Annotated in this window: 11 protein-coding genes; 3 read left to right on the top strand and 8 right to left on the bottom strand. The window is 62.7% G+C overall.

The features are described from left to right. Window positions 1-141: 141 nt before the first annotated feature. Window positions 142-456, bottom strand: coding sequence for a hypothetical protein (locus KW830_RS13955; RefSeq protein WP_218333462.1), 315 nt, complete (start codon window positions 454-456; stop codon window positions 142-144). On the opposite strand from KW830_RS13955, the gene KW830_RS13950 reads away from it, so the two are divergent. Then, window positions 455-2,392 (top strand): ATP-binding cassette domain-containing protein, encoded by a 1,938-nt coding sequence (locus KW830_RS13950; RefSeq protein WP_218333461.1) that lies wholly within the window; start codon window positions 455-457, stop codon window positions 2,390-2,392. The two genes, KW830_RS13955 and KW830_RS13950, sit on opposite strands and share 2 nt — an antisense overlap. A 118-nt stretch (window positions 2,393-2,510) precedes the next feature. On the opposite strand, the gene KW830_RS13945 is transcribed toward KW830_RS13950, so the two are convergent. From KW830_RS13945 to KW830_RS13915, 7 genes are all read right to left on the bottom strand, one after another. Next, window positions 2,511-3,626 carry a chemotaxis response regulator protein-glutamate methylesterase gene (locus tag KW830_RS13945; RefSeq protein ID WP_218333460.1) on the bottom strand — a complete coding sequence of 372 codons (1,116 nt, stop codon included), beginning with the start codon at window positions 3,624-3,626 and terminating at the stop codon, window positions 2,511-2,513. Window positions 3,627-3,641: 15 nt separating this feature from the next. Continuing rightward, window positions 3,642-4,319 (bottom strand): chemoreceptor glutamine deamidase CheD, encoded by a 678-nt coding sequence (gene cheD, locus KW830_RS13940; protein WP_218333502.1) that lies wholly within the window; start codon window positions 4,317-4,319, stop codon window positions 3,642-3,644. A 137-nt stretch (window positions 4,320-4,456) separates the two neighbouring features. After that, window positions 4,457-5,296 carry a CheR family methyltransferase gene (locus KW830_RS13935; RefSeq protein ID WP_225608903.1) on the bottom strand — a complete coding sequence of 280 codons (840 nt, stop codon included), beginning with the start codon at window positions 5,294-5,296 and terminating at the stop codon, window positions 4,457-4,459. Window positions 5,297-5,446: 150 nt separating this feature from the next. Further along, the gene (locus KW830_RS13930) at window positions 5,447-5,935 is read right to left on the bottom strand and encodes a chemotaxis protein CheW (RefSeq protein WP_066541784.1); all 489 of its coding nucleotides are present in this window, start codon (window positions 5,933-5,935) and stop codon (window positions 5,447-5,449) included. 67 nt (window positions 5,936-6,002) lie between these two features. After that, window positions 6,003-8,120 (bottom strand): chemotaxis protein CheW, encoded by a 2,118-nt coding sequence (locus tag KW830_RS13925; RefSeq protein ID WP_218333459.1) that lies wholly within the window; start codon window positions 8,118-8,120, stop codon window positions 6,003-6,005. Between the two features lie 33 nt (window positions 8,121-8,153). Continuing rightward, on the bottom strand, window positions 8,154-8,516 hold the full coding sequence (locus KW830_RS13920) for a response regulator (RefSeq protein ID WP_066541780.1): 363 nt from the start codon (window positions 8,514-8,516) through the stop codon (window positions 8,154-8,156). Window positions 8,517-8,561: 45 nt separating this feature from the next. Then, complete coding sequence (locus tag KW830_RS13915) at window positions 8,562-9,011, bottom strand: hypothetical protein (RefSeq protein WP_066541778.1); 450 nt, start codon at window positions 9,009-9,011, stop codon at window positions 8,562-8,564. A gap of 168 nt (window positions 9,012-9,179) precedes the next feature. Here KW830_RS13915 and KW830_RS13910 point away from each other — a divergent pair, with 168 nt between their 5' ends. Both KW830_RS13910 and KW830_RS13905 read left to right on the top strand, forming a co-directional pair. Further along, on the top strand, window positions 9,180-10,310 hold the full coding sequence (locus KW830_RS13910; RefSeq protein WP_066541776.1) for a histidine kinase: 1,131 nt from the start codon (window positions 9,180-9,182) through the stop codon (window positions 10,308-10,310). Beyond that, the gene (locus KW830_RS13905; protein ID WP_066541774.1) at window positions 10,307-10,936 is read left to right on the top strand and encodes a response regulator transcription factor; all 630 of its coding nucleotides are present in this window, start codon (window positions 10,307-10,309) and stop codon (window positions 10,934-10,936) included. Before KW830_RS13910 ends, KW830_RS13905 begins: the two co-directional genes overlap by 4 nt. Window positions 10,937-10,947: the final 11 nt, after the last annotated feature.

Raw genomic sequence — 10,947 nt, 5'->3', positions numbered from 1 at the left:
AAAGATTTCTCTTTCCTCATTACTGTTTTTGTGAGCGTTTGTTTAGTTCCGAAGAACATTTGGCAATCGCCTTCAAACGCCCACGCTTATCGGCTGTACATTTTTAATGATGCGATTCAAACCAGAACTTCTGTTTTGAATTCAGTCCGCTGTGATCAGCGAAGCCTTGTATTGTAGCACAACTTTCATCGTGTAGATCAAAGAATTTTTTGATCTACCTGACCGCCGGAGCCGGTAGCTCTCAGCAGCGAAGCCTTGCATTGTATGCCGAAATTTGAAGAACTTCGGAAATTTTTTTGCTTCCTCCCGTTGCTTACCGATGGCTTGCAACTTGGCAGGAAACGGATCATAGCACGGGATTTCCGGGTTATCCCGAATTCTCACCATCCTGGTGCAGCCCGGCCACAGCCTTTCCAAGGCAGCGCTGCGCGCTGCCTTGGATAATGGCGGCAACATGGCACTCATCACCTTACTGGACGCACAGCTCGCTTTCGGGCATGTGGCACTGCTGGATCACGCCAGCTTCTCCCTGGAAACCAATGAACGCGTGGGGCTGATCGGCCGCAACGGCGCTGGAAAGTCTTCGCTCTTGAAGATTCTGGGAGGCTTGGCCCACCCGGACGACGGCAATCTGCAAGTGCAGACGGGCGTGCGCATTGCCTATGTGGCACAGGAACCCGATCTGCAGCCGGAGCACACGGTGTTCCAGGCCGCCTCCACCGGGCTGGCGGAAGTGGCTGCACTGCGCGATCAGTACCTGTCCGGCGCCGACGGCGTGGATCTGGACGCCCTGCAGTCCCGCATCGAGGCGCAAGATGCCTGGAACTGGGAGCAGCGCGTGGAGGAAACCCTGCAACGCCTGCACCTGAAGGCCGATGCGCTGATCAGCAATCTGTCGGGCGGTGTGCGCAAGCGCGTGGCACTGGCCCAGGCCCTGGTGACACAACCCGATGTGCTGCTGCTGGACGAGCCCACCAACCACCTGGATCTGGACTCCATCGAATGGCTGGAAGGTCTGCTCAAGGAGTTCAAGGGGGCGATTGTGCTCATCACCCACGACCGCTCCTTCCTGGACAACGTGGCCACCCGGATCGTCGAGCTGGACCGTGGCGAGCTGACCTCCTACCCCGGCAACTTCGCGGCCTATGTGACCAACAAGGCGGAACAGCTGGCACAGGAAGCCGTGATCAATGCCAAGGCCGACAAGCTGCTGGCCCAGGAAGAAATCTGGATCCGCAAGGGCGTGGAAGCCCGCCGTACCCGTGCCACCGCACGCATCGTGCGCCTGCAGGAACTGCGGAGCGAACATGCGGCCCGTCGCACCGCCCAGGGCAGCGTGAAGATGGATGTCAGCAGCGGCGAGAAAAGCGGCAAGCTGGTGTCCGAGCTGACCCACGTGAGCAAGGCCTTTGGCGACCGCGTGATCGTCGATGATTTCAGTGCCACCATCTTGCGCGGCGACAAGATCGGCCTGCTGGGCCCCAACGGCGCCGGCAAGACCACGCTGCTCAAGCTCATCCTGGGCCAGCTGCAGCCCGACCCGGCCCCCGCCAACGCCCCTGCACCCGAGCCCGGCGAAAGCCCCTGGGGCACGGTGCGCCAGGGCACCAACATCACCGTGGCCTACTTTGACCAGATGCGCAATGCGCTGGACCTGGATGCCACGCTGGAAGACTTCATCAGCCCCGGCAGCGAGTGGATCGAGATCGGCAACCAGCGCAAGCATGTGAAAAGCTACCTGGGGGACTTCCTGTTCTCCCCGGCCCGGGCCAACTCGCCTGTACGCAGCCTCTCGGGCGGTGAACGCAACCGCCTGCTGCTGGCACGGCTGTTCGCCCGCCCCACCAATGTGCTGGTGCTGGACGAACCCACCAACGACCTGGACATCGACACACTGGAGCTGCTGGAAGACCTGCTGCAAAACTACGACGGCACCGTCTTCCTGGTCAGCCACGACCGGACCTTCCTGGACAACGTCGTCACCAGCACCATTGCCGCCGAAGGCAATGGCCAGTGGCGCGAGTACGAAGGTGGCGTGCAGGACTGGCTGGTACAGTCCAAGCGCAGCAAGGCGGCGGCCGAACAGGCGGCCAAGGCCGGAGCCTCCAAACCCGCCCCCGCCAAGGAAGCTGCCACCGCCAGCACCTCAGCCCCGGCCGCCGCTCCCGCCGCCAAGCGCAAGCTCAGCTACAAGGAACAGCGCGAGCTGGAACAGCTGCCGGCGCAGATTGCGGCACTGGAAACGGAGCAAGCCACCATCCAGGCCACCCTGGCCGATGGCAGCCTGTATGCCACCGACAACGCCCGTGCGGTGCAACTGCAGCTGCGGGATGGAGAGATCGAAGCGGCACTGATGGCGGCACTGGAGCGCTGGGAGCTGCTGTCCGCCTGACACACCCGCAAGGCGACGGCGATCCGGCGCCGTGCATGCAAAAAGGGAGCTGATACAGCTCCCTTTTTTTGTGTGTCGGCTGCTGCGCCCCTAGGCAGCCAGCCGGCTGGCGCCCACCTCAGATACGGTGGCGCACATGGTCGGGCGAAGTGCGCAGCTTGCCCAGCAAGGCGCTGGCAATCTGCGTCAGCGGCAGCACTTCATCGGCGGCACCATGGGCAATGGCTTCGCGCGGCATGCCGAAGACGATGCAACTGGCTTCGTCCTGCACATAGTTGTAGCTGCCGGCGTCCTTCATCTCGCGCATTGCGGCGGCACCGTCGGCCCCCATACCTGTCAGCATCACGCCAAAGGCATTGCGACCCACGCAGGCGGCGACGGACTTGAACAGCACTTCCACGGAAGGCTTGTGCCGGTTGACCGGCGGCTCATCATTGACCACGGCCACATAGTTGGCGCCGCTGCGGGCAATGGAGAACTGCTTGCCGCCCGGAGCGATATAGGCATGACCGGGCAGGATACGTTCGCCCTGCACGGCTTCCTTCACCGTGATCTGGCACAGCCCGTTCAGGCGTGCCGCAAAGCTGGTGGTAAAGCCCGGCGGCATGTGCTGGGTGATGACGATGGCCGGGGAGTCGGCCGGCATCTGCACCAGCACTTCCTTGATGGCTTCGGTCCCCCCGGTGGAGGCACCAATGGCAATCACCTTTTCGGTGGACAGACGGCCCAGCAAGGAGGCCGACGACACGGGAGCGGGCGCCACACCCGGTGCAGCCCCCTTGGCCGCAGGCGCCATGGCCGGGCGGGCCGCGGGCACCGCACGGTGCACCTGGGCCACCGCCGCTACGCGGATCTTGTCCACAATCTGGTTGGCCAGGTCCTGCAGACCATTGGCCACCCCCACGCGGGGCTTGGCCACAAAGTCCACGGCACCCAGTTCCAGCGCGCGCATGGTCACTTCGGCACCGCGCTCGGTCAGCGTGGAAATCATCAGCACCGGCATGGGGCGCAGGCGCATCAGGCGGCCGAGAAAGTCGATACCGTCCATGCGTGGCATTTCCACGTCCAGCGTGATCACATCAGGATTGAGTTCGCGGATCATTTCGCGGGCAATCAACGGGTCGTTGGCCGTGCCGATGCACTCCATATCGCTTTGTCGGTTGATGATCTCGGCCAGCAGGCTGCGCACCAGCGCGGAGTCGTCGACCACGATCACACGGATCTTCTTGCTCATTCCCTCAAACCTCTCTCAAAACAGGTCTACGCTGCCGCCGGCATTGGACTGCGCCACCGTGGCCGCATTGCCGCGACGTTCCTGCGCCACCAGCTCTTCGGGGTGGGCATGCGCCAAGCGCTTGACCAGGGCCTTGCCGGTGGTCGGAAAGTAGACCACTTTGCGTGGATAGATGTCGAGCACATCCTCGGAGACGATGGGGATGCGCTCGGTATTCAGATACTGGGTGACGAAATCGGTGTTGCGCTCACCCACATTCATGGTGGTGAAGTTGGCCATCACCTGACCGCCGCCAAAGATCTTGGCCTGCATGGTCTCGCGGCGCGCGCCCAGCTTCATCATCTCGTTGATCAGCAGTTCCATCGCATACGAGCCGTAGCGGCCGGAGACATCGCCGGCATCACCATCGGGCAGCATGAAGTGGTTCATGCCACCGATGTTCAGGGTGCGGTCCCACAGGCAGGCAGCAATGCACGAGCCCAGCACCGTGACGATGGCCATGTTCTCGCCCGTCACGAAATACTCGCCCGGCAACACCTTGACGGCGTTGAACTGGAAATGCGGATCGAAATAGAAGAACGAGGCCTCGCCCGGCTTGGGCGTGCGGCGCTTGAGCGCCTCCAGTGACGACGGCGGCGCGGGCGGCTGTGCGGCCGCCGACCGGTGGAACACCGGGGCACTCGGCGGCGCCATCTTGGGCACGGGACCCCGGCGCTCACCAAAGGCAAGGGACGAGCCAAAGCCGCCCCCCAAGGGATTGGACGACATCGGTACGCCTTTTCGCAGAGGATTCATGGTGGACCTTTGTTCCAATAACCGGCGCAGCCCGTTCAGCGACGCTCGTACACGGTCTTGCCGCGCAAGGTAAAGAGGTCGCGCGATTCGCTGAAATTCTCGGCATGCCCCACAAACAGCATGCCACCCGGCTTGAGCACGCGGTGGATCTTCTCCAGCACACGGCGCTGCGTGGGCGCATCAAAGTAGATCATCACGTTGCGGCAGAACACCACATCGAAGGATTCCTGGAAGGGCCAGTCGTCCTTGATCAGATTGACCTGCATGAAGTCAATCATGCGGCGCAGCTCCGGCTTGACGCGCACCATGCCTTCGTTGGCCCCCTTGCCCTTCATGAAGAAGCGGCGCAGACGCTCCTGGCTCAGGTTCTTCACATTGTCCAGGCGGTAGACACCGTTCGATGCCGTGGCCAGCACCTTGGAATCGATGTCGCTGGCCGTGAGCTTGAACTGCGCATTGGCACCCAGCGCTTCCTGGGCCGTCATCACGATGGAATAAGGCTCCTCCCCGGTCGATGCGGCATTGCACCAGACCTTCCACGACGGCTGCTGCTTGCTGCGCAGGTGCTGCGCAAAGATCTCGAAATGGTGCTGCTCGCGAAAGAACGAGGTCAGATTGGTGGTCAGCGCATTGACGAATTCCTGCCATTCCGGGGCATCGCCTGGCTGCTTTTCCAGCCAGGACAGGTAGTCGTCAAAACTGTCCAGCCGCGTATCGCGCAGGCGGCGCGACAGGCGGCTGTACACCATGGCGTGCTTGCCATCGTGCAGGCTGATACCGGCGTGCTTGTAGATCAGCGCCTGCACGCGGGTGAAATCGGCATTGGTCCAGGCGAACTCGCGCTGCGCAGCCCCGCCCCCCATGGAGGCCGGCATGCCGGATGCCGACCCGGCATCCGTGGACAACGAAGAAGCAGAAGTACGCATGGATGAAAGGGTCAAAAAATCCCAACGCCCGCAAGGCGTTCAAATTCAACAGCCCCCCACAGGGCGGGCCGTTGGCTAGCTAATTCGCCGCAGCGCCCTTTACTCGGCCGGGGCCACCAGGCCCATGTCCACGTTGGACATCAGCTTTTCGATGTCCAGCAGGATCAGCATGCGCTCGCCCACCGAGCCCAGGCCCAGGATACAGCCGTTGTCGATGGCGCTTTCGATATCGGGTGCCGCGCGGATGGCGTCCGGCGCCAGCTCCATCACATCGCTCACGGAGTCCACCACAATGCCGACCACGCGGTTGCGCAGGTTCAGGATGATGACCACCGTGAAGCTGTTGTATTCCACTTCCGTGCAGTTGAACTTCAGGCGCATGTCCACGATTGGCACGATGGTGCCGCGCAGATTCACCACGCCCTTGATGAATTCCGGTGCATTGGCAATGCGGGTGGGTTGTTCGTAGCCGCGGATTTCCTGCACCTTGAGGATGTCGATGCCGTATTCCTCCTGACCCAGACGGAAGGTCAGATATTCGCGGGTGCCGGTGGCCGCAGACTCGGTATTTTTGCCCATCACATTCATTTCAATTCTCCTGGCGGCCCGCTGGGGGCCTGGCCTTTGCTAGTTGTGGATCGCCTGCAATCCGGTATCAGTAACGCGCCCGGTTCACCATGCTGATGGTGTCTAGGATCAAGGCCACGGTGCCATCACCCAGGATGGTGGCACCCGACACATTCGGCACCTTGCGGTAATTGGACTCCAGGTTCTTCACCACCACTTGATGTTGCCCCAGCAGTTCGTCCACCAGCAATGCCACCCGGCTGCCGTCGGACTCGACCACCACCATGATGTCGCTGCTCTTTTCCCCTTCGGCGCGCGGCACACGGAACGTCTTTTCCATGGCGATCACGGGCATGTACTCGTCGCGCACCTTGACCAGCTGGGAGCCCTGGGCCACGGTGTTCACATCGTTCGGATTGACCTGGAAGGACTCCACCACCGAAGACAGCGGCAGGATGTAGACCTCCTGGCCCACGCCCACCGACATACCGTCCATGATGGCCAGGGTCAGCGGCAGGCGAATCGCCACACGCATGCCCACGCCTTCGGCCGAGTCGATTTCCACGGTACCGTTCAGCGCGGTGATGTTCTTCTTCACCACGTCCATGCCCACGCCGCGGCCCGACACATCGGTCACGACATCGGCGGTGGAGAAGCCGGGGGCAAAGATCAGCTGCCAGACATCGGCATCGGGCAGGCTGTCCGACACATCCATGCCGCGCTCACGGGCCTTGCGCAGAATCTTTTCGCGGTTCATGCCACGGCCGTCATCGCGCACTTCGATGACGATGGAGCCGCCCTGGTGGGAAGCCGCCAGGGTCAGCGTACCCGCTTCGGACTTGCCGGCCGCAATGCGCTGCTCGGGCATTTCGATGCCATGGTCCAGCGAGTTGCGCACCAGGTGGGTCAGCGGGTCGGTGATCTTTTCCACCAGGCCCTTGTCCAGCTCAGTGGCTTCGCCCTGCAACACCAGGTCGAACTTCTTGCCCATCTTGTTGGCCAGGTCCCGCAGCATGCGCGGGAAACGGCTGAAGACGGTGGACATGGGAATCATGCGGATCGACATCACGCATTCCTGCAGGTCACGCGTGTTGCGGTCCAGATCCGCCAGACCGGCCAGCAGTTGCTGGTTGGCGGCCGGGTCCAGCGTGCGGCTGTTCTGCGCCAGCATGGCCTGGGTGATCACCAGCTCGCCGGCCAGGTTGATCAGCTGGTCGACCTTGCCCAGGGCCACGCGGATGCTGGTGGACTCCATGGTGGCCGCCACGGCCGGCTTGGCCGCGGCAGAGGCCTTGGCTGGTGCCAGCGCGGGACGTGTTTCCGGATCGCCGGGCGCACCCGGGAAGATGCCGAAATTACCACTCACCATGTCGGCGGCCAGCGGCGCAGCGGCTTCCACCGGTGCAGAGGCTGCTTCCACGGCCACCGCCTGCGGCGCAGCAGCCGCAGCCACCGGGGCCACCTGGGAGGCCTGGCCGCGGATCTGCACCTGCTCCTTGGCGACGTGGAAAGCGAACAGGTCCAGCAGGTCCTCATCGGTGGACTGGGTCTGCACACCGAAAAGGCGACAGCCGGCATCGGTACAAGGCAGGTCTTCGATGGTGCCCAGGCCCGGGATATCGCGGAACAGCTCCTTGATGGCATCGGCCAGATCCAGATTGTCCATGGGGCCGATGCGAATCTCCAGCGCACGGGTACCGCCCACCGGGACGGCGGCCACCGGGGCCGGCGCGGGAGGCGGTGGTGCCACCGGGACCGCCACCACAGGGGCTGCCACCGCGCCGTTGCCGGCGGCCAGTTCCGTGATGCGGCGCACCAGATCGGACGTCGACAGGGCTTCGCCCTCGCCGCCCGCCTGGTGGCGAGCCAGCAGGCTGCGCGAGGCATCGGCCGATTCCAGCAACACATCCACCATCTCGGGGATGGGCGTGATTTCGTGGCGGCGCAGGCGGTCCAGCAGCGACTCCATCTTGTGGGTCAGCTCGGCCACATCGGAGAAGCCAAAGGTGGCAGAGCCCCCTTTGATCGAATGCGCACAACGGAAGATGCCGTTGAGTTCTTCGTCGTTGGCGGCCGACAAGTCCAGGTTGAGCAGCATCTGCTCCATCTGGTCGAGGTTTTCCCCGGCTTCTTCGAAAAAGATCTGATAGAACTGGGTCAGGTCGAAATCCGCCCCGCCCCCAGCATCTGTATGAGTGTCCACCATGTAGGCTCCTGTGATCGCCTGCTGCGCCGCTGCTTAGCGGATTACTTTTTGAATGACTTCGATCAGGCGGTTCGGATCGAACGGCTTGACCAGCCAGCCGGTAGCGCCAGCTGCGCGCCCAGCCTGCTTCATCTGGTCGCTGGACTCGGTGGTCAGGATCAGAATCGGGGTGTTCTTGAAGCGCGGATGCTCGCGCAGTTTCTTGGTGAGGCCAATGCCATCCAGACGTGGCATGTTCTGGTCAGCCAACACAAGATCTATCTGTTGTGCTTCTGCTTTTTCCAGCGCGTCCATGCCGTCCACGGCCTCGACGACTTTGTAGCCTGCGCCGGACAGGGTGAACGACACCATCTTGCGCATGGATGGTGAGTCATCTACAGCGAGGATCGATTGCATGTATGGGCTCCAACTGACTTTGGAATTAGTAAACAGGACAGCGTCTTAGAACAAATCCACCGAACCCGCGTCCATTTCGCTTTGGGTCACAGGGTTAGGGCGTTCCGGCATCATGGATTGTGCAGGCTCCGAAGGCAGTTCCCCTTCTTCCACGCCCATGGTTTCCGCCGCAAGCCGGAATGCACACCCCTGCAACACCTGGGTGGTGTGCCAGATCAACTGGGTGGCCATGTCATGGAATTGCAGTTCCGTGACGGCACTGCGCAACGCATGGCGGGCGGCTTCGAGCTCGTTGCGGTCCACTGCGCCGGTACCCGAGAGCAGGCCGTTGGCTTCAGAAAACCGTTCCAGCAAATTGGACGTGGCATGATTGAGGAGCCCTTCCAGTCGATGAAGGTCGCGCATGACGACCAACAGGGAATCCTGCAATTCCGCCGCAACCATGACAGGCACCTGAACAGCAGGTTCTCCGGTCGGTGATAGCGTTGAATGCATCGTTTCTCCATTCAGGGGCAGGTGCAAAGCTTGGACAGGAGTTCACCCGGTGGGCACCTGCGCAGGCGCATCACCTTGTGGCTCTGCTGTGGACGTGCAGGGGAATGAGCCCTAACTTCAGAGCTGTAGCGTACCGCCAGCCTGCACGTTTGTTCCAAGATGTATCCTATGATAGCGCCCCTTCTGGGTCCTGATCCAACAGATAGACCCCTCCTGATCCTCCACCTTGAGGATTCACAAGCCGATCAACGTCTGGCAGCACTGACTTTGCGCCGTGCGCAACGGGTCTGCCAGATCGATTGCGTCGATCAGCTTTCGGCTTTCCTGGAGGCACTGGCCGCCCGTCCCTATGATCTGGTACTGGCGGACTACTACCTCCCCGGGTTTACCGCCATCGACGCCTGGGAAGGCGCACAACAGATATCACCCTGCCCTCCTTTTGTGCTGCTGTCCGGGGCCATTGGCGAGGCGGCGGCTGTCGACGCCATCCGCCTGGGGATTTCCGACTACCTGCTCAAGGACGATATGGCGCGGCTGCCCCACGTGCTGGAGCGGGCCCTGGAAGTGCACGAGGCCCGGCGCGCGCGCGAGCTGGCAGCCGCCGAGCTGGCAGCCTCGGAACGGCGTCTGGCAGAGCTGACGGAGCACCTGCAGACCTCGATCGAGCAGGAGCGCACCGCCATCGCCCGGGAAATTCATGACGACATCGGTGGTGCGCTCACCGCCGTGAAGTTCGACCTGTCATGGATTGCACGCAACACCGCCACCCAGCCCCAGGTGGTGCAGCACGCCCAGTCCGCACTGGAGATGCTGCAGCATGCGCTGGGCGCCAGCCAGCGCATCATGCTGGACCTGCGCCCCCCGGTGCTGGACCAGGGCCTGGCCGCCGCCATCCAGTGGCTGGCCGAAGGGTTCGAGCGCCGCACCGGCATTCCCGTGGCGCTGAGATTGTCGCCTTTACACAACAATCTGGCGTCCAACATCCAGCTCGTCGCCTACCGCACCACCCAGGAGGCGCTGACCAATGTCTCCAAGTACGCCCAGGCCACGGCCGTGCACATCGAGATGTCGGATGCCGAGGGCGTGCTGACGGTCGAGGTGCGCGACAACGGCTGCGGCATCGCTCCTGCCCAGCGCGACAAGCCCAAGGCATTCGGCCTGCGCGGCCTGGCCGAACGCGCCCGCACCGTGGGGGGATGGCTGGATGTCAGCAGCCAAATAGGGAAAGGCAGCAGCATCATTGTCTCCATCCCACTACCATCGGCGTCTGGTGCTGAATTTGCCAAGGAAATGCTTTGATCCAAGTAGTGCTATGCGACGACCATGCCGTGCTGCGCCGCGGCATCCGGGACACCTTGCAGGAAGCCACCGATATCCGCGTCACCGCCGAGGCCGCCAGCTACACCGAACTGCGCGAGGCCCTGCGCACCGCCGCCTGTGAAGTGCTGCTGCTGGACATCAACATGCCCGGTCGCAACGGACTGGAAGTGCTGGCCAGCGTGCGTGAGACGCACCCGGAGATCAAGGTCATCATGGTCTCCATGTACCCCGAAGACCAGTACGCGCTGCGCAGCCTCAAGGCCGGGGCCCAGGGCTATGCCAACAAGGCGGGCGATCCGGTGCAGCTGATCGAGGCCGTGCGCATGGTCATGCAGGGGCGCAAATACCTGACAGCCGAAGTCGCACAGATGCTGGCCGAGAGCGTGGCCCAGCCCCAGGCCGAGGTGCTGCACGAAACCCTGTCCGAACGCGAGATGCAGACGCTGCAGAAAATTGCCACTGGCCGGCGGCTGACCGATATCGCCGAAGAGCTGATGCTCAGCCCGAAGACGGTGAGCGTCTACCGCGCCCGCGTGCTGGAAAAGCTGCAACTGGCCAACAATGCCGAGCTGACGGTCTACGCCATCCGCAACAACCTGGTCTGAGCCACTGCCGA

This window comes from Comamonas sp. CMM03 (assembly GCF_019218715.1).
Classification (GTDB): domain Bacteria; phylum Pseudomonadota; class Gammaproteobacteria; order Burkholderiales; family Burkholderiaceae_C; genus Comamonas; species Comamonas terrigena.
The sequence above is the reverse complement of the archived record's forward strand: the minus strand, read 5'-3'. Positions and strand labels throughout refer to the sequence as shown.

Bases quoted from the DNA above. Each gene is read 5' to 3' on its own strand.
- KW830_RS13950 (WP_218333461.1), top strand. From the start codon at position 455: ATGGCACTCATCACCTTACTGGACGCACAGCTCGCTTTCGGGCATGTG.
- KW830_RS13955 (WP_218333462.1), bottom strand. From the start codon at position 456: ATGTTGCCGCCATTATCCAAGGCAGCGCGCAGCGCTGCCTTGGAAAGG.
- KW830_RS13945 (WP_218333460.1), bottom strand. From the start codon at position 3,626: ATGAGCAAGAAGATCCGTGTGATCGTGGTCGACGACTCCGCGCTGGTG.
- cheD (WP_218333502.1), bottom strand. From the start codon at position 4,319: ATGGCGCCGCCGAGTGCCCCGGTGTTCCACCGGTCGGCGGCCGCACAG.
- KW830_RS13935 (WP_225608903.1), bottom strand. From the start codon at position 5,296: ATGCCGGCCTCCATGGGGGGCGGGGCTGCGCAGCGCGAGTTCGCCTGG.
- KW830_RS13930 (WP_066541784.1), bottom strand. From the start codon at position 5,935: ATGAATGTGATGGGCAAAAATACCGAGTCTGCGGCCACCGGCACCCGC.
- KW830_RS13925 (WP_218333459.1), bottom strand. From the start codon at position 8,120: ATGGTGGACACTCATACAGATGCTGGGGGCGGGGCGGATTTCGACCTG.
- KW830_RS13920 (WP_066541780.1), bottom strand. From the start codon at position 8,516: ATGCAATCGATCCTCGCTGTAGATGACTCACCATCCATGCGCAAGATG.
- KW830_RS13915 (WP_066541778.1), bottom strand. From the start codon at position 9,011: ATGCATTCAACGCTATCACCGACCGGAGAACCTGCTGTTCAGGTGCCT.
- KW830_RS13910 (WP_066541776.1), top strand. From the start codon at position 9,180: ATGATAGCGCCCCTTCTGGGTCCTGATCCAACAGATAGACCCCTCCTG.